At 71.0% G+C, this 19,819-nt stretch carries 18 protein-coding genes; 8 read left to right on the top strand and 10 right to left on the bottom strand.

Features of this window, described 5'->3' with window-relative positions:
• The first annotated feature begins 116 nt into the window (after nt 1-116).
• Both OG933_RS26815 and OG933_RS26820 read left to right on the top strand, forming a co-directional pair.
• On the top strand, nt 117-767 hold the full coding sequence (locus OG933_RS26815) for an IclR family transcriptional regulator (protein ID WP_020132430.1): 651 nt from the start codon (nt 117-119) through the stop codon (nt 765-767).
• Nucleotides 768-929: 162 nt separating this feature from the next.
• The gene (locus tag OG933_RS26820; RefSeq protein ID WP_405629215.1) at nt 930-1,721 is read left to right on the top strand and encodes a PDZ domain-containing protein; all 792 of its coding nucleotides are present in this window, start codon (nt 930-932) and stop codon (nt 1,719-1,721) included.
• 128 nt (nt 1,722-1,849) lie between these two features.
• Here the strand turns inward: OG933_RS26820 and OG933_RS26825 are convergent, their stop codons facing one another.
• Genes OG933_RS26825 through OG933_RS26845 form a run of 5 tightly spaced genes read right to left on the bottom strand, consistent with a single transcriptional unit; the run spans nt 1,850 to nt 6,092 of the window.
• On the bottom strand, nt 1,850-2,818 hold the full coding sequence (locus OG933_RS26825; protein ID WP_405629216.1) for a glycine betaine ABC transporter substrate-binding protein: 969 nt from the start codon (nt 2,816-2,818) through the stop codon (nt 1,850-1,852).
• Nucleotides 2,815-3,663 carry an ABC transporter permease gene (locus tag OG933_RS26830; protein WP_362522606.1) on the bottom strand — a complete coding sequence of 283 codons (849 nt, stop codon included), beginning with the start codon at nt 3,661-3,663 and terminating at the stop codon, nt 2,815-2,817. The genes OG933_RS26825 and OG933_RS26830 overlap by 4 nt, the downstream gene beginning before the upstream one ends.
• A complete protein-coding gene (locus tag OG933_RS26835; RefSeq protein WP_362522605.1) occupies nt 3,660-4,910 on the bottom strand; it encodes a betaine/proline/choline family ABC transporter ATP-binding protein in 1,251 nt (416 codons plus the stop codon). The genes OG933_RS26830 and OG933_RS26835 overlap by 4 nt, the downstream gene beginning before the upstream one ends.
• Nucleotides 4,903-5,550 carry an ABC transporter permease gene (locus tag OG933_RS26840; RefSeq protein ID WP_020132437.1) on the bottom strand — a complete coding sequence of 216 codons (648 nt, stop codon included), beginning with the start codon at nt 5,548-5,550 and terminating at the stop codon, nt 4,903-4,905. The genes OG933_RS26835 and OG933_RS26840 overlap by 8 nt, the downstream gene beginning before the upstream one ends.
• A 59-nt stretch (nt 5,551-5,609) precedes the next feature.
• A complete protein-coding gene (locus OG933_RS26845; RefSeq protein WP_142264559.1) occupies nt 5,610-6,092 on the bottom strand; it encodes an Lrp/AsnC family transcriptional regulator in 483 nt (160 codons plus the stop codon).
• A gap of 126 nt (nt 6,093-6,218) precedes the next feature.
• Between OG933_RS26845 and hppD the strand changes: the two genes are divergently transcribed.
• Nucleotides 6,219-7,364, top strand: a complete 1,146-nt coding sequence (gene hppD / locus OG933_RS26850; RefSeq protein WP_054240222.1) for a 4-hydroxyphenylpyruvate dioxygenase — start codon at nt 6,219-6,221, stop codon at nt 7,362-7,364.
• A gap of 68 nt (nt 7,365-7,432) precedes the next feature.
• On the opposite strand, the gene OG933_RS26855 is transcribed toward hppD, so the two are convergent.
• Entirely contained in the window at nt 7,433-8,905 is a 1,473-nt protein-coding gene (locus tag OG933_RS26855) for a tetratricopeptide repeat protein (protein WP_405629218.1), read from the bottom strand.
• 98 nt (nt 8,906-9,003) lie between these two features.
• On the opposite strand from OG933_RS26855, the gene OG933_RS26860 reads away from it, so the two are divergent.
• The gene (locus tag OG933_RS26860) at nt 9,004-10,374 is read left to right on the top strand and encodes an FAD-binding oxidoreductase (RefSeq protein ID WP_405629220.1); all 1,371 of its coding nucleotides are present in this window, start codon (nt 9,004-9,006) and stop codon (nt 10,372-10,374) included.
• Between the two features lie 97 nt (nt 10,375-10,471).
• Here OG933_RS26860 and OG933_RS26865 read toward each other — a convergent pair whose 3' ends face one another.
• Nucleotides 10,472-10,948, bottom strand: coding sequence for an SsgA family sporulation/cell division regulator (locus OG933_RS26865; protein WP_362522602.1), 477 nt, complete (start codon nt 10,946-10,948; stop codon nt 10,472-10,474).
• A gap of 272 nt (nt 10,949-11,220) precedes the next feature.
• Here OG933_RS26865 and OG933_RS26870 point away from each other — a divergent pair, with 272 nt between their 5' ends.
• Nucleotides 11,221-13,005, top strand: coding sequence for an RDD family protein (locus tag OG933_RS26870; RefSeq protein ID WP_405629222.1), 1,785 nt, complete (start codon nt 11,221-11,223; stop codon nt 13,003-13,005).
• Nucleotides 13,006-13,205: 200 nt separating this feature from the next.
• Nucleotides 13,206-13,904: an RDD family protein gene (locus OG933_RS26875; RefSeq protein WP_405629224.1), complete on the top strand. Its 699-nt coding sequence runs from the start codon at nt 13,206-13,208 to the stop codon at nt 13,902-13,904.
• A 67-nt stretch (nt 13,905-13,971) separates the two neighbouring features.
• Here OG933_RS26875 and OG933_RS26880 read toward each other — a convergent pair whose 3' ends face one another.
• Nucleotides 13,972-14,331: a hypothetical protein gene (locus OG933_RS26880; protein ID WP_020132196.1), complete on the bottom strand. Its 360-nt coding sequence runs from the start codon at nt 14,329-14,331 to the stop codon at nt 13,972-13,974.
• Nucleotides 14,332-14,699: 368 nt separating this feature from the next.
• Here OG933_RS26880 and OG933_RS26885 point away from each other — a divergent pair, with 368 nt between their 5' ends.
• The gene (locus OG933_RS26885; RefSeq protein ID WP_362522598.1) at nt 14,700-17,048 is read left to right on the top strand and encodes an immune inhibitor A domain-containing protein; all 2,349 of its coding nucleotides are present in this window, start codon (nt 14,700-14,702) and stop codon (nt 17,046-17,048) included.
• A 182-nt stretch (nt 17,049-17,230) separates the two neighbouring features.
• Nucleotides 17,231-17,590, top strand: a complete 360-nt coding sequence (locus tag OG933_RS26890) for a hypothetical protein (RefSeq protein ID WP_405629226.1) — start codon at nt 17,231-17,233, stop codon at nt 17,588-17,590.
• Nucleotides 17,591-17,621: 31 nt separating this feature from the next.
• Here OG933_RS26890 and OG933_RS26895 read toward each other — a convergent pair whose 3' ends face one another.
• Nucleotides 17,622-18,044: a Mov34/MPN/PAD-1 family protein gene (locus tag OG933_RS26895; RefSeq protein ID WP_020132199.1), complete on the bottom strand. Its 423-nt coding sequence runs from the start codon at nt 18,042-18,044 to the stop codon at nt 17,622-17,624.
• Nucleotides 18,045-18,188: 144 nt separating this feature from the next.
• Nucleotides 18,189-19,622, bottom strand: a complete 1,434-nt coding sequence (locus OG933_RS26900) for an amino acid permease (RefSeq protein WP_405629228.1) — start codon at nt 19,620-19,622, stop codon at nt 18,189-18,191.
• Nucleotides 19,623-19,819 lie beyond the last annotated feature (197 nt).

The raw sequence follows: 19,819 nt of genomic DNA on the forward strand, positions 1-19,819 counted from the left end.
GGACACGCCGGGCCCATCTGTCGATCGGCGGCCTCTGACGCGCGTCACTGACGGGACTCGGTGACGCATCCGCCGCGACGGAGGTTGCCGACCTCACCACTTAAGGAGTGGGCGTCGTGACCGCGGAGACCTCCCAGACGCTCGATCGAGGACTGAAGGTCCTCAAACTGCTGGCCGATACCGACCACGGGCTGACCGTCACCGAACTTTCCAACAAACTGGGCGTCAACCGGACCGTTGTGTACCGGTTGCTCGCCACACTGGAGCAGCACGCACTCGTACGGCGTGACCTGGGCGGGCGAGCCAGGGTCGGCCTCGGGGTGCTGAGGCTCGGCCGCCAGGTGCATCCGCTGGTACGGGAGGCCGCGCTGCCCGCGCTGCGGTCGCTGGCCGAGGACATAGGCGCGACCGCGCATCTGACCCTGGTGGACGGGACGGAGGCGCTTGCCGTCGCCGTCGTCGAGCCGACCTGGACGGACTACCACGTGGCGTACCGGGCCGGGTTCCGGCATCCGCTGGACCGAGGCGCCGCCGGCCGGGCGATCCTCTTCGCGCGGCAGAACCCGGCGCGGCCGGCCGACGAACCCGGCTACACGCTGACGCACGGGGAGCTGGAGGCCGGCGCGAGCGGGGCCGCGGCTCCGCTGCTGGGCGTGACCGGCGTCGAGGGCAGTGTGGGCGTGGTGATGCTGGCCGACGCGGTGCCCGAGCGGGTGGGGCCCCGGGTCGTGGACGCTGCGCGGGAGGTGGCGGAGGCACTGCGCTGACGCACCACGCCTGCGCACCACGCCTGCGCACCGTGCCGCCGGTGTGGGCGAGGCGTCGGGAGGTGCGCGGGGAGGGCGGGGAGCAGCCGGAGCAGGGGCTCGCGGCCGGCCGGACGACATCCAGCCGCGAGCCGGAACTCGTCGTCACGTTAGATTGACCTCGTGCTCTCACGCCTCTCACGCCCCAAGGCCCTCACCGTCTGCGCACTGCCGCTCGTGGCGCTGCTCGCGACGGCCGCGTTCGCGCCGCTGCCGTTCTCGGTGGCGCAGCCGGGCATGACGGCGAACGTCCTCGGCGAGAACAAGGGCACCCCGGTCATCACGATCACCGGCGCGCCCGTCCGGGACACGAGCGGGCAGCTGCGGATGACGACGATCGAGGCGACCAACCCCGACACGGAGGTCAGCCTCTCCGACGTCGTCGACGGCTGGTTCCGCACCGACCAGGCGATCATGCCGCGCGACTCCGTCTACCCCAGCGGGGAGAGCACCAAGGAGATCGAGCAGCACAACACCGAGCAGATGCGGCAGTCCCAGGACGCCGCGACCGAGGCCGCGCTGAAGTACCTCGACCGCAGCGACGACGGCATCAAGGTCACCCTGAAGCTGTCCGACGTGGGCGGCCCCAGCGCCGGGCTGCTGTTCTCGCTCGGCATCGTCGACAAACTCGACGGCGACGGCAGCGGCGGCGACCTGACCGGCGGCCGCACGATCGCCGGCACCGGAACCATCGAGGCCGACGGTACGGTCGGCGCGGTCGGCGGCGTGGCACTGAAGACGCAGGCCGCCCGGCGGGACGGGGCGACGGTGTTCCTGGTGCCGAAGGCCGAGTGCGCCGACGCCAAGTCCGAGCTGCCGAAGGGGCTTCGGCTGATCCCGGTCACCACCTTGAAGGGCACGGTGAGCGCACTGACCGCCCTGGAGAAGGGCAAGGGCTCGGTCCCGAGCTGTTAGCGGTCCGCTACCAGGCGACGGCCGGGTTGTTCGCCCCGGGCGCCGCGGCGGACCTCTTTGCAACGGCTCCTTTGGAAGTCGACCGGCGGAGTTCGCCCCGACTTCACGAACCCCGACTTCACGAACCCCTACTTCACGAACCCCTCCTTCTTCATCCAGTCCAGGGCCACCTGGTGGGGATCCTCCCCGTCGACGTCCACCTTGGCGTTCAGGTCCTGGGCCACCGTGTTGTCCAGCTTCTTCGTCACCGGGTCGATGACCTTCGCGATCGCCGGCCACTTCTTCAGCGCCTCGGAGTTGATCACGGGGGCCGCGTTGTAGTTGGGGAAGAACTTCTTGTCGTCGGCCATCACCACCAGGTTCATGGACTTGATGCGCCCGTCGGTGGTGAACACCTCCCCGTAGGTGCAGGTCCCCTTCTGGACCTGGGTGTAGATGATCCCGGTGTCCATCTGCGTGATCCGCGACGCGGAGACGGCCATGCCGTACGCCTTCTCCATGCCGGGCAGCCCGTCCGCGCGGTTGGCGAACTCGCTCTCCACGCAGAGCGTCACGGCCTTCGGGTCGGACTTCGACAGCGCGGCCACCTGCGACAGCGTCCTGGTGCGGTACTTCTTGAAGTTGGCCTGGTTCATGGCCAGCGCGTACGTGTTGTTCAGCCTCGACGGAGGCAGCCAGGTCACGCCGTTCTTCAGGTCGGCGTCGTGCACGGCCTGCCACTGCTGCTGCGGGTCGGTGATGGGCTCGCTGTTGCCCTGGTAGGTGATCCAGGCGGTGCCCGTGTACTCGTACATGGCGTCGGCGTCGCCGTTCCTGACCGCCTCGCGCGAGCCGATGGAGCCCTGGATGCCGGTGCGGTCCAGGACGTCCGCGCCGGCCGCCTGGAAGGCGATGCCCATCATCGCGCCGAGGATGAGGTTCTCGGTGAACGACTTGGACGTCACGGTGAGATCGGCGCCCTTGAGCGGCTCGCCCTGGCCGATCGACCCGGGCGAGACGTCGTCGACCATGGGGGAGCCGCTGGTGAGCCCGCACCCGGCCGGCCCACAGGTCAGTGCCACCAGCACCCCGGCGATCACCGGGCGGGAGCGCTTCACGAGTCCACCTCCAACCCCCGCGGCCGCAGCAGCACTTCGGCCAGTGAGGCCAGCCAGTCGACGAGCAGTGCCAGCGAGACGGTGAGGATCGAGCCCAGCACCAGCACCGGCATGCGCTGGTTGGTGATGCCGGTGGTGATCAGCACGCCCAGGCCGCCGCCCCCGCCGAAGGTCGCCAGGGTCGCCGTGCCGACGTTGAGGACGAGGGCCGTCCGCACGCCGGCCAGGATCAGCGGGACGGCCAGCGGCAGCTCGACCTTGCGGAGCACGCCCAGCGCGGACATCCCGATGCCGCGGGCCGCCTCCAGCAGCGTCGGGTCGTTCGACTTCAGGCCCGCGATGGTGTTCGCGAGCACCGGCAGGATCGCGTAGGCGATGATGCCGATCAGGGCGGCTTTCGTGCCCGTACCCAGCCAGATCACCAGCAGGGCGAGCAGACCGATGGCGGGCGTCGCCTGCCCCATGTTGGCGACGGCCATCGCGAACGGTGTCGCTCTGCGCAGCGAACCCCGGGTCAGCAGGATGCCGAGCGGGATCGCGATGATCAGCACGAAGAAGGTGGAGATCACCGTGAGCTGCACCTGCTGCCACAGCGCCTTCGACACCTGCCCGTTCGACAGCGCGTTCTCCGAGATCGGGTCCAGGTCCGCCTGCTGGAACCACAGCCAGGTCGCGAGCAGCAGGGCGACGAGGAAGGCGGGCAGGAAGGTCAGTTTCTGCCAGGTGAGGCGACGGCGGGGCGGCGCCGGTGGGGTCCTGGTCTCCTGCAGCCCGTCCTCGGCCTCGTCCTGCGGCCCGGGAGTCCCGTCCGGGCCGGCGTTCTCGTGCAGGTCGGGGGTGCTCACGCTTTCGCCTCCCCGCCCGGGCCCTCCTGTTCCGCGTGCGTCTGCGCGGCCCGGGCCTCCTCCAGCTCGTGTTGGGCCTCCAGCGCCTCCAGCCGGTCGGCCTCCAGCAGCTCGTGCACGGAGTTCAGCAGCGTCTCCATGTCGACGACCCCGGTGTACTCGCCCCGCCGCCCGGTGACCGCGACCCGCCCGGTGTTGTCGGTCAGCACCGCCTCCAGCGCGTCCCGCAGGGTGGCGTCCTTCGTCACCGTGTCGCTGACCAGGGTTCCGGCCCGTGCCAGCGAGCCCCTGGCCCGCATCAGGTCCCCGCGGCGCAGCCACTTGTAGGGGCGTCTGCGCTGGTCGAGGAGCAGGATCTCGTTCGTACCGCTGGAGCGGAGCTTGTTGAAGATGGTCTGGAGCGGGTCGTCGACGGTCACCGTCGGGTAGTCGGTGATCTCCACGTCCCGTACCCGGCTCAGGTTGAGCCGCTTCAGCGCCGCCCCCGCCCCCACGAACCCGGACACGAAGTCGTCCGCCGGGTTGGTGAGGATCGCCTCCGGGGTGTCGAACTGGGCGATGTGCGAGCGTTCGCGCAGCACCGCGATCCGGTCGCCCAGCTTGATCGCCTCGTCGAAGTCGTGGGTGACGAACACGATCGTCTTGTGCAGCTCGTGCTGGAGCCGGATCAGCTCGTCCTGGAGGTGGTCGCGGGTGATCGGGTCGACCGCGCCGAACGGCTCGTCCATCAGCAGGACGGGCGGATCCGCCGCCAACGCCCGCGCCACACCGACCCGTTGCTGCTGCCCGCCGGACAGCTGGCGCGGATAGCGGCCGTGGAACTCGCCGGGGTCGAGCCCGACCAGGTCGAGCATCTCCTCCACCCGGTCCCGGATCCGGCCCTTCGGCCAGCCGATCATCTTCGGCACGAGCGCGATGTTCTGCGCGACCGTCATGTGCGGGAAGAGCCCGGACGACTGGATCGCGTACCCGACCTTGCGGCGCAGCTTCACCGGGTCGATGTCGGTGACGTCCTCGCCATTGATCCGGATCCGGCCGCCGCTCGGCTCGATCAGCCGGTTGATCATCTTCAGTGTGGTCGACTTCCCGCAGCCCGACGGGCCGACGAAGATGACGGTCTCGCCCGCCTTGATCTCCATGGTGACGTTGTCGACCGCGGGGTTGGGGTTGCCCGGATAGCGCTTGGTGAGGTTCACCAGCTCGATCGTCGCCCCGTGGGCGCCGCCCTCGGACTCGGTCTCAGACACGGATCCCCCTGGGAATCGTCAGCCGTCCGATGAGGACGTACGCGGCGTCGAACAGCAGGGCCAGGACGATGATGCCGAGCGTGCCCGCCAGGACCTGGTTGAGCGCGTTCTTGCTGCCGAGCGAGGCGATGCCGCGGAAGATCTCGTTGCCCAGGCCGGGCCCGGAGGCGTACGCGGCGATGGCCGCGATGCCCATCAGCATCTGTGTCGAGACCCGGATCCCGGTCAGGATCGGCGGCCAGGCCAGCGGCAGCTCGACCCGCAGCAGCCGCATCGCCGAGGACATCCCGATGCCCTTGGCCGCGTCCACGAGCGTGGGATCGACGCCGCGCAGCCCCACGATCGCGTTGCGTACCACCGGCAGCAGTCCGTACAGGGTCAGCGCGATCACCGTCGGCGGTACGCCGAGCCCCACGAGCGGGATCAGCAGACCGATCATCGCGAGCGACGGGACGGTCAGGATCGCCGAGGTGCCGAGGGTGGCGAGGTTGCCCGCCCAGCCGCTGCGGTAGGTGACGACCCCGATCACGACGCCGATCGCGGTCGCCATGAGCATGCACTGGAAGACGAGGCTGGCCTGCTGGTAGGCGTCGGTGAGCAACTGCTGGTGACGGTTGCCCAGGTACTCCCAGAAGCTCACACGCCCTCACCGCCCCATGTCGACCGGACCCGGACCAGCTCCGGGTCAGGTCCGCTGGGTCAGGGCCTGTCCCGGTCGTCCTCGGCCGCCTGCTCCACCAGCGGGATGATCCGCAGCGGAACGGGGTTCTCCATCACGATCGCGGTGGAGGCCCGGACAATGCCATCAAAACCGACGACCAGGTCGATCACCCGCTGGAGATCGGCGTTGGAACGGGCCACCAGCCGGCACAGCATGTCCCCGCTGCCGGTCGTGGTGTGCAGCTCCAGCACCTCCGGCACGGTCCCCAAGTGGGCCCGTACGTCGGCTCCTTGCCCCTGCCGGATCTGAAGCGTGGCGAACGCCGTGACCGGATAGCCGAGCGCCGCCGGATCGACCTCGGGGCCGAATCCCCGGATGACTCCATTCGACTGAAGCCGGTCGAGCCGTGCCTGCACCGTCCCCCGGGCCACTCCCAGCCGCCGGGACATCTCCAACACCCCCAGGCGCGGTTCCCGGGCCAGCAGCACGATGATCCGGCCGTCCAGTCGGTCGATCGCCATACCCGCCCGCCTCCGAGATGGTCACCCTGTACAGAAAGCCGGTCGAAACCGCCGTACTGCTGAACACATTGCCCAGCGATGAAGCGAACTATTGCGCACCTTGCTGCCCGGCGCGAGGCTTCGGCTATGACGCAGACCACACACCACACTCCCGACACCGCCCGGCAGGCCGACCCCTTCCCGGTCAAGGGAATGGACGCGGTCGTCTTCGCCGTGGGCAACGCCAAACAGGCGGCGCACTACTACTCCACCGCCTTCGGCATGAAGCTGGTCGCCTACTCCGGACCGGAGACCGGCAGCCGCGAGACCGCCTCGTACGTGCTCACCAACGGCTCGGCGCGCTTCGTCCTGACCTCCGTCATCAAGGCCGCCACCAGCCACGGCCACTTCCTCGAGCGGCACGTGGCCGAGCACGGCGACGGCGTCGTCGACCTGGCCATCGAGGTCCCCGACGCGCGGGCCGCGTACGCCTACGCGATCGAGCACGGCGCCCGCTCGGTCGCCGAGCCGTACGAACTGAAGGACGAGCACGGCACCGTCGTCCTCGCCGCGATAGCCACCTACGGCGAGACCCGCCACACCCTCGTCGACCGCTCCGGCTACGACGGCCCCTACCTCCCCGGCTTCGCCGCCGCCGAGCCGATCGTCGAACCGCCCGCCCACCGCACCTTCCAGGCGATCGACCACTGCGTCGGCAACGTCGAACTCGGCCGGATGAACGAGTGGGTCGGCTTCTACAACAAGGTCATGGGCTTCACGAACATGAAGGAGTTCGTGGGCGACGACATCGCCACCGAGTACAGCGCCCTGATGTCCAAGGTCGTCGCGGACGGCACGCTCAAGGTCAAGTTCCCGATCAACGAGCCCGCCATCGCCAAGAAGAAGTCCCAGATCGACGAGTACCTGGAGTTCTACGGCGGCGCCGGCGTCCAGCACATCGCGCTCAACACCAACGACATCGTGCAGACGGTACGGACGATGCGGGCGGCCGGGGTCCGGTTCCTCGACACCCCCGACTCCTACTACGACACCCTCGGCGAGTGGGTCGGCGACACCCGCGTCCCCGTCGAGACCCTGCGCGAGCTGAAGATCCTCGCCGACCGCGACGAGGACGGCTATCTGCTCCAGATCTTCACCAAGCCGGTCCAGGACAAGCCGACCGTCTTCTTCGAGATCATCGAACGGCACGGCTCGATGGGCTTCGGCAAGGGCAACTTCAAGGCCCTGTTCGAGGCGATCGAGCGCGAGCAGGAGAAGCGCGGCAACCTGTAACGCTCTGACTGCGCGTGACGGCGCTGATCACCCGCGACGCGTCGATCGGGAGGGCGGCGGTGCGAGCCCTACTCGGGCAGCTCGGCCGGGGCCGGTTCGCCGCCCAGCCGGGCCACCGCCGCCCGGGCCACCGGGCCGAGCAGCGGCGAGAAGTACGGGTTGATCCGCAAGGCCTCCTGGAGGTGCCGCCGGGCCGGCCCCGGCATCTCCAGCTCCCGCTCGATCATGCCCCGGTGGTACATGTACGGCGCGCTGTGCACGGCGCCCCCGTGCACCCGGTCGGTGGCGATCATGGCGAACTTCAGCGCCTCCTTGTCGTCCCCGGCCCGGTGCAGCGCCCAGCCCAGCGCGTCCGCGACGGCGATCCCCGGCTGCAGGCGCCACTCGGCCCGCAGCCGCCGTACCGCCGAGGCCGGATCCCCGTGGTCGGCCTCGAACCGGCCGAGCACCAGCTGCCCGTCCACCCCGCCCGTCGCGTCCTGCCGCACCCGGGCCCGCAGCAGGTCGTACTGCACGCGCGCCGCCTGCGTGAGCCCCAGCGACTCGTACAGCTCGCCCAGTTCCAGCGCGTAACCCGGCGACGGCTGCTTGGCGAGCGCCACATGGTAGGCGTTCAACGCCTCCGAGGTCCGCCCCAGGGCCGCCAGCGCCCGCCCCTGCCCGGCCTGCGCGGCCCGCTGGTCGGGGTCGATCCTGACCGCCTCCTGGAAGTGCCGCAGGGCGTCCGCCCGCTCACCGCGCTCCCAGGCCAGCTGCCCCGCCCGCTCCAGCCAGGCCGCCTGCTCGGCGGGGGAGGAGGCACCGGCCGCCGCGTCGGCCAGCGCGGCCTGCGCGTCCTCACGCCAGCCCCGGTCCCAGTAGACGCCCGCCGCCCGGGCCCGCACGGCAGGACCGGAGTGCAGCGCCGTCAGGGAGTCGAGGGCCTTGCGGGCCTTCTTGTGGTCGCCGAGCCCGGTGTACGCGTCGATCAGCTGCGGATACGTCGTCCAGCGCTTCGGCGCCAGCCTGCGCGCGGCCTCGCCGAAGGACAGGGCCGCCCGGAAGTCACGGCGCGCGTTCGACAGCGCCGCCAGACCGTCGAGGGCCTCGGCGTTGGCCTTCGGGCGCACCTTCAGCGAGGTCCGCAGCGCCTGCTCGGCCTTCGGGTACAGGGCGGCGGCGTCGGCGGTGCGCCGGCCCTGCTCGAGGTAGGCCGTGCCGAGCACCGCCCAGGACCGCGCGTCCCGTGGATGCGCCCGCACCCGGCTCTCGCGCTCGTCGATCAGCACCGCCAGATCCGGCAACGCGGCCGGCACCCCCGCACGGACCGCCGTGCCCGCCTGCGCCCCCGGAGCCGCCGCGGGCGCCCGACGCACCGCGGGCTGCCCACCGGGCAGGCACAGCAGCACCCCGCCGCCCAGCGCGAGACACCCCACGAGCGAGCCGACGAGCAGCCGCCGGCGCAACCGGGAAACCGTGCCGGTGGCCGCGGGAGCCGCGTCGCCCGCGGCGGCCTCTTCGGGGGCGGTGCGCTCTTCGGCGGCGCGCTCTGCGTTCTCCATGGCGCTCACTGTGCGTCAGTACGACGACCGTATGACGTCAGCCGAAGGGTCGGGCGGACGGGGTTCACACCGATGGCCCCGGGTGCGAACCTGTGATCATGAGCCGTCACCTCGTCGACCGTCTGCTCGTCGGCCTGCCCCCCGAGGCCGTCCTCACCGACCCGGACATCACGGGCGCCTACGCCAACGACATGGCCAGTTTCTGCCCGGCCGGCCTCCCCGCCGCGGTGGTGCTGCCGCGCACCGTCGAAGAGGTCCAGCACGTCATGCGCACGGCGACCGAGCTGCGCGTCCCGGTCGTCCCGCAGGGCGCCCGCACCGGACTGTCCGGGGCCGCCAACGCCTCCGAGGGCTGCGTCGTCCTCTCCCTGACGAAGATGGACCGGATCATCGAGATCAACCCGGTCGACCGGATCGCCGTCGTCGAACCGGGCGTCGTCAACGCCGCGCTCTCCCGCGCGGTCAACGAACACGGCCTCTACTACCCGCCCGACCCCTCCAGCTGGGAGATGTGCACGATCGGCGGCAACATCGGCACCGCGTCGGGCGGGCTGTGCTGCGTCAAGTACGGGGTGACGGCCGAGTACGTCCTCGGCCTGGACGTCGTGCTCGCCGACGGCCGGCTGATGACCACCGGCCGCCGCACGGCGAAGGGCGTCGCCGGATACGACCTCACCCGCCTGTTCGTGGGCTCGGAGGGCTCGCTGGGCATCGTCGTCCGGGCAATCCTCGCCCTCAGGCCGCAGCCGCCGCGGCAACTGGTGCTGGCGGCCGAGTTCGCGTCCGGGGCCGCCGCCTGCGACGCGGTGTGCCGGATCATGGCCGGCGGACACGTCCCGTCCCTCCTCGAACTCATGGACCGTACGACGGTCAGAGCCGTCAACGAGCTGGCCCACATGGGGCTCCCGGAGACCACCGAGGCCCTGCTGCTGGCCGCCTTCGACACCCCCGACCCGGCCGCCGACCTCGCCGCCGTCGGCGCGCTGTGCGAGGCGGCAGGCTCCACCCAGGTGGTCCCCGCCGACGACTTCGCCGAGTCCGAACTCCTGCTCCAGGCACGGCGGTCGTCGCTCGTCGCCCTGGAGGCCGTCAAGGGCACGACGATGATCGACGACGTGTGCGTGCCCCGGTCCAGGCTCGGCGAGATGCTCGAGGGCGTCGAGCGCATCGCGGAGAAGCACCGGCTGACCATCGGGGTCGTCGCCCACGCGGGCGACGGCAACACCCACCCCACGGTCTGCTTCGACGCGGCGGACCCCGACGAGTGCCGGCGCGCCCGCGACTCCTTCGACGAGATCATGGGCCTCGGCCTGGAACTCGGCGGCACCATCACCGGCGAGCACGGCGTGGGCGTGCTGAAGAAGGAGTGGCTGGCACGCGAGATCGGCCCGGTGGGCGTGGAGATGCAGCGGGCGGTCAAGGCGGCCTTCGACCCGCTGGGCATCCTCAACCCCGGCAAACTGTTCTGACACCGCCGAGACTGCGACCGCGACCGCGACTGCGACTGCGACTGCGACTGCGACCGCGACCGGGACCGGGACTGTGACCGGGACCCGGGGCCGCGCCTCACTCCCCGTCCACGGACTCGTCCGACGGCCACGGGTCGCACAGCCACAGGTCGTCCGCGGGAGTCGGGGCGAGCAGCTCGGCCAGACCGTCGTCGATGCCGAGCTGCTCACCCTCGGCCCCCGGCGGCACCACCCGCAGCGTCCGCTCCAGCCAGGCCGACACCTGCGCCGCGGGCGCCTCGAGAAGCGCGTCCCCGTCGGGCGAACTCAGCGCCATCAGCACGACGCTGCGCCCCTCCACCTTCGTCGGCCACACCCGCACGTCCCCGTGCCCGCACGGCCGGAACACGCCCTCCACGAGCAGTTCACGGGCGAACGTCCAGTCGACCGGGTGCTCGGAGTTGATGTGGAAGGCGACGTGGACGGCGAACGGGTCGTCGCTGCGGTAGGCCAGCCGGGCCGGGACCGGGATGCTGCGCTCCGGCGACAGGATCAGCTTGAGCTCCAGTTCGCGTTCCACCACGGTGTGACGCATGTCGGTTCCCCTCTCGAGACGGACCTCGCGCGGACCCGCGGTGGGCCCGTACGAGTGGAGAGCGGCCCGGCCCGGAACCATTACGCGGGTTCGGAGAACTTTTTTCGGCGGGTTCCGGCCCCGGGCTTCGGCGGGCGTTCCGAACGTGTGAAGAGAGTGCACGGGGTTGCCCGGAAAGGGGCGGGTCCGACAGGACTGGCAGTGGGGCTTGCGTCGGTCTGATAGATGTGGAGCCCCCCATCCCACCCCCGAGCAGATACGGGACGACGGACATGAGCGCCCCAACCCCGGCACCCGGCGACGACAGGCCCCGCGAGGGGTACTACCCGGACCCGTCCATCCCTGGATACGTCCGGTACTGGAACGGTGCCTCCTGGGTACCGGGCACCAGTCGGCCGGCGCCCTCCGACGGCCGCCCGCTCACGCCCCCGTCCGGCTCGCCGCCGGCCTCCGTGGAGGAGACCGGCCCGCACTTCTTCGACGAGGACCCGGCACCCGCGGACCCGTACGGAGGCCGTCCCGAGCCCGCCTCCGCGTGGGGCGCCGACCGCGCCCACCAGTCCGGCTTCGGCGGCGACCAGGACCGCCGGGTCTCCTGGGGCGCCCCGCAGGGCGCCGACCCGAGGGTGCCCTCGCCCGCCCCGGCGCAGCCCGAGGGCCTGTCCACGAGCACGGACGGCACGTCGACGATCCCACCCGCGGAACCGGAGGAGGGTGCCGGCGCCGGGGACGTGGTCTCCGGGGGCACGTTCGTCTTCCGCCGGCCGACGGCGGGCGGCGGCGCCGCCCCCGCGTCCGGTACCTCCGGCCCCCCGGGGCTCGTCCCCGACGAGGGCACGGTCACCTTCCGCGCGCCGGCCCCGCGCACGGGCCACCAGGACGGCGCGTCCGGCGCGCAGCCGGCGGGCACGCCCGGCCCGGCGGGCAACGCGCCCGCGTTCCCCGCCGCCGCCCAGGGCCCCGGCCCCGCGTCGGCCCCCGGGATCCCTGGAGCCCCCGCGACCCCTGGGTCCGGCGCCCCCGCCCCAGCCTCCCCGGCTGCTTCCGCCGCCTTCGGCGCGCAGGGTCCGGTCGGGGCGCCGGCCGGTCCCGGCGCCGTCCCCGCCCAGCCCGGTTTCGGAGCGGGCAAGGCGGCCGCCGAGCGTGCGGCGGCGGATCAGCCCCCGGGCGTCCCGGCCCCGCAAGGCCCGGCCCGCGTCGCGGCCGCCGCACCGGTGCCCGCCCCCGCTCCTGCCCCAGCCCCAGCCGCTGCCCCCGCGCCCGTTCCGGCTCCGGCTCCGCAGGGCCCCGCGGGGTTCCCGGCCGCGCAGCCCGGCGCCCAGGCGCCCGCGTCCGCCCCCGTCCCCGTCCCCGTCCCCGGCACCCAGCAGGGCGCTCCGAGCGTGCCCCAGCAAGCCGGCGGCCCTCAGGCGCAGCCCCCGCAGGGCGCCGTGCCGATGGCCGCCGGTCCCGGCGGCGGGCAGTCCTCGTGGGCGCAGCAGGTGCACCAGCTCGCGGGAGCCGAGGACGGGCCCGTCGCGCCCTGGAAGCCGCCCGTCGACGACATCTTCCAGGCGGCCGCCCGGCGGGCGTCCGAGGCCCGTCCCGCGGGCCTCGGCAAGCGGCTGGCCGCCCGGCTCGTGGACACGCTCGTCGTCGCGGCCGTCACCGCGGCCGCCGCCGTGCCGCTGGGAGTGAAGGCCCTCGACCATGTGACCGCGAAGGTCGACGCCGCCAAGCTCACCGGAGAGACCGTCACCGTCTGGCTGCTCGACGGCACGACGTCGGTGTACCTCGGGATCGTCCTCGCCGTGCTGCTGGTCTTCGGGATCGTGTACGAAGCCGTGCCGACCGCGAAGTGGGGCCGCACGCTGGGCAAGAAGCTGTTCGGTCTGCAGGTGCGGGACATCGAGGGCGGCGAACCCCCGTCCTTCCGGGCGGCGTTGAGCCGCTGGCTCGTCTACAGCGTGCCCGGTCTGCTCGTGGTCGGTGTGGTGGGCGTCGTATGGGGCCTGTTCGACAGGCCGTGGCGCCAGTGCTGGCACGACAAGGCGGCGCACACGTTCGTCGCCGGCTGACCCCCACCCTGTACCCCGCAGCCCCGCAGCCCCGCAGCCCCGCAGCCCCGTAGGCCCGCACCCGCGTGCCTCCGCAGCCCGGCACTCCGCCCCCCCCCCGGGTACGCCCGCACCCGCGTGCCTCCGCAGCCCGGCACTCCGTCCCCCGGACGGCCGCTCGCCGGATGCGGAGTCCGCGGGTTCGCGGTCGACTCGGGGGCATGACCACCGAACCGCCCCCCGGCTCCGGCGGCGGCGAGCCGCCGGAGGACGACCCGTTCAGGAAGCGGCCCCCGCAGCAGGAGCCCCCGCAGCCTCCGTACGGTCAGCCCCCCTCCGGTGCGGGGCAGGGCTCGCCGTACGACGCGCCGCACGATCCGTACGGCAGTGGGCCGGGTCAGCCCCCGCCCTACGGTGGCGGTCCGCAGGGCGGCGACCCCTACGGCGGCTACCCGGCCGACCCGCTCTCCGGGATGCCCCCGCTCGCCGACAGCGGCAAGCGCACGCTGGCCCGGATCATCGACATGATCCTCGTCTTCATCGTGGTGTCCCTGCTGGCCTGGGCCTTCGGGGTCGCGCAGTACACGGTGGACGCGGACGACATCGAGTTCGGCAAGACCTTCGGGCGGGAACTCCTCGCCGCGATCCTGTACGTCGCGTACGACACGATCCTGACCGCCAAGTCGGGCCAGACGCTGGGCAAGAAGTGGCTCGGCATGCGGGTGGCCAACCTCGACAACGGCTCCACGCCCTCCGCGCAGACCTCGCTGATCCGCGCCCTGGTGCTGTGGGTGCCGTTCGCGTTCTGCTGCGCCTGTGTGTGGACGGCGATCTGCGGCGGCTGGAGCTACTTCGACAAGCCCTACAAGCAGGGTCTGCACGACAAGGCGGCCAAGACGGTGGTGGTCAGCACGCGGTGAGCCGGCCGCGCGCAGGACGGAGGGCCCGCACCACGAGGTGCGGGCCCTCCGTCCTGCGCGCTGTGTGTCAGGGGGCCGTGGGCTCCCGGACGGGCTCGGATGCGGAGGCGACCGAAGCCCGGACCGACGCGTGCACGGGGGCGCGCGCGGGAACGGTGACGGGCTCGGGCCGGCTCGCGGGCACGCTCGCCGTGGAGCGGGCCGCGGGTCGGATCACGGAACGGGTCGTGGAGCGGGCCACGGGGGCCCTGGACGGCTTCGGCACCGGCACCGTCATGGCGACGAGCACGCCGAGCGCGACCGCGGCGACGACGACGACCGCGATGCCGGGGCCCGAACTCGTCTGTGACAGCAGCAGCATGGCGAGCGTCGAGCAGATGACGGTGCAGGAACCGTACGTGAGCTGTGCGACAGTCGGACGAGGCATGGCAATCGGTGTCCTCGGAAGCGGGGGCGGTCTCGACTCTATTCGGCTGCATGCCCGAGCGGAACGAACGGTAAGCGTGACCTAACCCACGGTGCCGGTGCACAGGGGGCGCACGGAGTCATGGCGTCCATCAAGTGGACTGTCCTGCGCGCCTGTCGAGGCCTCCGCCACGTTACAGTCGCATGTCCGCAATGCGAACACACGCTCCCAATAATGCAGTTGACTTGTTCAAGTCAAGGTCTGTCTTTTCTCGTAAACCAGTAGTCAAATGGCGTCACTTGACTACACGCGTATAACAGCGCGCGGACCTTCCTTGACAGGGATCCCCCCTTTCCGCGCGTCCGGACGCGTGCGTGGGAGGACATCAAGTGACCAGTAGATCCTGGACGTTCAGGACGGCCGCCACGGTCGTCGCCCTTGCGGCGGCCTCGGCGACGTTCTCGACGTTCGCCGTGGCACAGGCCGCCGACAACACCTCGGCGAAGGCCCCGGCGGTGGACCGGCAGGACCCGCAGCCGGCCAAGGCCAAGGAGCACGACTTCGACGGCCCGCTCAGCAAGACCCAGGAGGCGCAGCGCGAGGAGGCCATCGAGCAGGTCATATCCGGCGAGGCATCGGTCAAGAACCGGGACGGCTCGAAGGTCGTCCAGCTCAAGAGCCGCAAGGGCGACAGCAAGTACGTCGAGCTCGGCCGCGAGAAGACCGACAAGATCTTCACGATCCTCGTCGAGTTCGGCGACCAGGTCGACAGCCGCTACGGCGGCACGGCCGGCCCGCTGCACAACCAGATAGCCGCGCCGGACCGCAGCAAGGACAACTCCACCGCCTGGCAGGCGGACTACAACCAGAAGCACTTCCAGGAGCTGTACTTCGGCACCGGCAAGAACACCGAGTCGCTGAAGAAGTACTACGAGAAGCAGTCCTCGGGCCGCTACTCGGTCGACGGCGAGGTGACCGACTGGGTCAAGGTCCCCTACAACGAGGCCCGGTACGGCTCCAACAACGCCTCCACCGGCGCCTGGTACGCGGTCCAGGACGGCGTCAACGCCTGGGTGGCCGAGCGTGAGGCGGCCGGCGCCACCGCCGCCGAGATCAAGGCGGAGCTGGCCGAGTTCGACCAGTGGGACCGCTACGACTACGACGGCGACGGCGACTTCAACGAGTCGGACGGCTACATCGACCACTTCCAGATCGTGCACGCCGGTGAGGACGAGTCCGCGGGCGGCGGCGCCCAGGGCGAGGACGCCATCTGGGCACACCGCTGGTACGCCTTCGGCACCGACGCCGGCTCCACCGGCCCGGACACCAACAAGCTCGGCGGCGCCCAGGTCGGCGACACCGGCATCTGGGTCGGCGACTACACCATCCAGCCGGAGAACGGCGGACTCGGCGTCTACGCGCACGAGTACGGCCACGACCTCGGCCTGCCGGACGAGTACGACACCTCCGGCGGCGGCGAGAACTCCACCGGCTTCTGGACGCTGATGTCGTCCGGTTCCTGGCTCGGCACCGGCAAGGAGGCCATCGGCAACCTTCCCGGCGACATGAACGCCTGGGACAAGCTCCAGCTGGGCTGGCTGGACTACGACGTGGCCAAGGCGGGCGTGAAGTCCACCCACACCCTCGGCGTCGCGGAGTACAACACCAAGAACGCCCAGGCCCTCGTGGTCCAGTTGCCGGAGAAGGAGGTCACCACCGAGGTGGTCGCCCCGGCCGAGGGCGCCACGCAGTGGTGGAGCGGCAGCGGCGACGACCTGCGCAACACCCTGACCCGCGCGGTCGACCTGACCGGCAGGACGTCGGCCTCGCTGTCCCTGGACGGCTGGTGGGACATCGAGCAGGACTACGACTACCTGTACACCGAGGTCTCCACCGACGGCGCCAACTGGACGCCGGTCGACGGCACCCTGGCCGACGGCAGCGCCGTCCCGCGCGACGGCAGCGGCAAGCCCGCCCTCACCGGCACGGTCGACGCCTACCAGAAGCTGACCTTCCCGCTGAACGCCTACGCGGGCCAGAAGATCAGCCTCCGCTTCCGGTACGCCACCGACGGCGGCGTGGCCCAGAAGGGCTTCGCGGCCGACGAGATCAAGGTGACGGCGGACGGCGCCACGCTGTTCTCCGACAACGCCGAGACCGCGGACGCGGCGTGGACGGCGACCGGCTTCTCCCGGATCGGCGCGTCCATCACGGACGACTACGCCCAGTACTACATCGCCGAGAACCGCCAGTACGTGTCGTACGACAAGACCCTCAAGGTCGGCCCGTACAACTTCGGCTTCTCGACGACCCGGCCCGACTGGGTGGAGCACTACGCCTACCAGAACGGTCTGCTGATCTGGAAGTGGGACACCTCGCAGGCGGACGACAACACCAGCCAGCACCCGGGTGAGGGCCTGATCCTTCCGGTCGACTCGCACCCGACCGCGCTGAAGTGGGCCGACGGCTCCGTGATGAACGCCCGTCTGCAGAGCTTCGACTCGCCCTTCAGCCAGTACCGGACGGACGCGATCACGCTGCACAGGGCGGACGTCGCGGTCAAGATCAAGTCGCGTCCGGGTGTCCCGGTCTTCGACGACGGCAAGTCCACGTACTACGACGCGACGACCCCGCTCGCGGGCGTCAAGGTCACTGACACCAACACCTCGATCAAGATCGTCAACGAGCCGCTCAGCGGTTCCACGATCAAGGTGAAGGTCGGTCCGTCGACCAAGTAGTCGATGTTTTAGCAGGTCAGAAGCGTATCGGCGGCAACCCCTCTGGCGGGTTGCCGCCGATCGTGTTTAGGTGCCTCCTGTGCCCTTCTTATTGACACCTGCATCGACACCGACATCGACAGCGACCTCGGCGCCGGCCCCGGCGACGACCTCGATACCGACGCGCACGGGGGTGTGACCGCATGGCCGCAGGAGGCTTCTGCAAGCTGCCCGACGGCATGGTGGTGGTGGCGTTGAACCTGCCCAGCCCCACCGCCCGAGAGGGCCTGCCGGGCCCCTCCACGGACGTCCGCGTGCTGGTCCACGCCCAGAACCGGGCCCGAGCCCTGACCAGGCTCCGCAACCTGGGCCTGCGGGCCGTCTACCTGCGCGGCAACGCGGAGCCGCCCACCCCGGACGAGGTCACGGCGGTGCTCCACCACCCGGACGGCCTGATCTGGCGCACGGCCCCCGGCAACGGTGTCCCGATCGGCGTCGTGGCCGTCCCGGAGCTGTGGCGCCCCATCCGCTCGCTGCTGCGGGGCACGGCGGCGGCTGCCTAGGCGCGGGCGCCACCGGAACGCGGTGCGCGCCTCAGTACGCCTCGACGACCCGTACGTCCTCCTCCGTGACCACCGCGTCCACGATGCGGAACGAGCGGAACTGGAACTCGCCCCCGCCGTCCGTGTCCGCCGTCGACACCAGCACGTAGTGCGCGCCCGGCTCGTTCGCGTACGAGATGTCCGTGCGGGACGGGTACGCCTCCGTGGCGGTGTGGGAGTGGTAGATGATCACCGGATCCTCGTCGCGGTCGTCCAGCTCGCGGTAGAGCTTGAACAGGTCGCCCGAGTCGAACTCGTAGAACGTGGGCGACATGGCCGCGTTCAGCATCGGGATGAAACGTTCCGGGCGGTCCGTGCCCGCCGGACCCGCGACCACGCCGCACGCCTCGTCGGGGTGGTCCTTGCGCGCGTGGGCGACGATCTGGTCGTGCAGGGCCTGGGTGATGGTCAGCATGGTCGCCAGGATAAGCAAAGGGGCCGTTCCGTACCGAGGAGTGGTACGGAACGGCCCACATCGCGGACGTCCTGAGCGGCTGCCGCAGGGGGCGCCACGAGTGCTCCCTGCGGCCGGACGTCCCGGGGATGGTCGACGGGTCGGTCAGCCGACCTTCTCGAACTCCGGCTCGCGCCGTTCGGTGATCGCCGGGTTGCGGCCCTTCAGGACCGCCCAGCCGATACCGAGCGCGACCGCCCAGCCCGCCATCACGTAGAGGCAGACCCGGGAGTCGGCGTCGTACGCGATCAGGCCGGTGACGAAGAGCAGGAAGGCGATGGCCACCCAGCTGAACGCCGAGCCGCCCGGGGCCGGGAAGGACGAGGCGGGCAGCCGGCCCGCGACGACCGCGCGGCGGTAGAGGACGTGGCTGATCAGGATCATCAGCCAGGTCCAGATGCCGGCCGCGGTGGCCACCGAGGTGACGTAGCCGAAGGCCTTCTCGGGGACGACGTAGTTCAGGATCACGCCGATGCCCATGAACAGCACCGAGACCGTGATGCCGAAGGCGGGGGTCTTCGTCGACGACAGCTTGCGGAAGACCGCGGGGGCCTCGCCGCTGTCGGCCAGGTTCCGCAGCATCCGGCCCGTGGAGTACATGCCCGAGTTGCAGGAGGACAGGGCCGCCGTCAGCACGACGAAGTTCACGATGCCGGCGCCCGCCGGGATGCCGATCTTCGCGAACGCCTCGACGAACGGGCTCACGCCCGGCGCGAACTCCGTCCACTTCACGACGCAGAGGATGACCGTGAGCGCGCCGACGTAGAACAGCGCGATACGCCACGGCAGGGTGTTGATCGCCTTCGGCAGGGTCTTCTCCGGGTCCTGCGACTCGCCCGCCGTGACACCGACCAGCTCGACCGCGAGGTAGGCGAACATGACGCCCTGGAGGGTCATCAGGGACGAGCCGACGCCCTTGGGGAAGAAGCCGTCGAAGGCCCACAGGTTGGAGACCGCGGCCGTGTCGCCGGCGCTGCTGAAGCCGAAGGTGAGGACGCCCAGGCCGATGACGATCATGCCGATCAGCGCGGTGACCTTCACCATCGAGAACCAGAACTCCAGCTCACCGAAGAGCTTCACGGAGATCAGGTTGACCCCGAACAGGATCACCAGGAAGACCAGTGCGGTCACCCACTGGGGGACGGCCGGGAACCAGTAGTTGACGTAGATCGCGGCGGCCGTCAGCTCGGCCATGCCGGTCACGACCCACATCAGCCAGTACGTCCAGCCGGTGAAGTAGCCGAAGAACGGGCCGAGGAACTCGCGCGAGTACTCCGCGAAGGAACCCGAGACCGGGCGGTAGAGCAGCAGCTCGCCCAGCGCCCGCATGATGAAGAAGATGATCCCGCCCGCGAGGGCGTACATCAGGATGAGGCTGGGACCGGCCTTGGCGATGTTCGCCCCGGCCCCCAGGAAGAGCCCGACGCCGATGGCGCCGCCGATCGCGATCATCTGGACCTGGCGGCTGCCGAGTCCGCGCTCGTACCCCTCTTCGGGAGTGTCAGTGACAGCGGTGTCAGTGACCTTCTCAGAGGTCATGTGTGGTGCGCCTTTCTCCATGCCGAACCGGGCCTCTCGTCGGCCTCGGATCGGGTTTCGATCCCCCCGGATTGATGGAGCGATGCCTGGCCGGCGATCAACCGGCTCGGTGGCGCACCCGGCCGAACATGCGGGTGGTGTTCGCCGGGCGGTCGTGAAGATTTATCACGCCCGCAATATTGATCGCCCGGGTGGGC

Origin of the sequence: Streptomyces sp. NBC_00016, from assembly GCF_045040885.1 — a bacterium.
Taxonomy (GTDB): Bacteria; Actinomycetota; Actinomycetes; order Streptomycetales; family Streptomycetaceae; genus Streptomyces; species Streptomyces coriariae.

Excerpts from the sequence above, each read along its gene's own strand:
- OG933_RS26875 (WP_405629224.1), top strand. The coding sequence starts at position 13,206 with ATGACCACCGAACCGCCCCCCGGCTCCGGCGGCGGCGAGCCGCCGGAG.
- OG933_RS26890 (WP_405629226.1), top strand. The coding sequence starts at position 17,231 with ATGGCCGCAGGAGGCTTCTGCAAGCTGCCCGACGGCATGGTGGTGGTG.
- OG933_RS26870 (WP_405629222.1), top strand. The coding sequence starts at position 11,221 with ATGAGCGCCCCAACCCCGGCACCCGGCGACGACAGGCCCCGCGAGGGG.
- OG933_RS26855 (WP_405629218.1), bottom strand. The coding sequence starts at position 8,905 with ATGGAGAACGCAGAGCGCGCCGCCGAAGAGCGCACCGCCCCCGAAGAG.
- OG933_RS26880 (WP_020132196.1), bottom strand. The coding sequence starts at position 14,331 with ATGCCTCGTCCGACTGTCGCACAGCTCACGTACGGTTCCTGCACCGTC.
- OG933_RS26900 (WP_405629228.1), bottom strand. The coding sequence starts at position 19,622 with ATGACCTCTGAGAAGGTCACTGACACCGCTGTCACTGACACTCCCGAA.
- OG933_RS26865 (WP_362522602.1), bottom strand. The coding sequence starts at position 10,948 with ATGCGTCACACCGTGGTGGAACGCGAACTGGAGCTCAAGCTGATCCTG.
- OG933_RS26860 (WP_405629220.1), top strand. The coding sequence starts at position 9,004 with ATGAGCCGTCACCTCGTCGACCGTCTGCTCGTCGGCCTGCCCCCCGAG.
- OG933_RS26895 (WP_020132199.1), bottom strand. The coding sequence starts at position 18,044 with ATGCTGACCATCACCCAGGCCCTGCACGACCAGATCGTCGCCCACGCG.
- hppD (WP_054240222.1), top strand. The coding sequence starts at position 6,219 with ATGACGCAGACCACACACCACACTCCCGACACCGCCCGGCAGGCCGAC.
- OG933_RS26845 (WP_142264559.1), bottom strand. The coding sequence starts at position 6,092 with ATGGCGATCGACCGACTGGACGGCCGGATCATCGTGCTGCTGGCCCGG.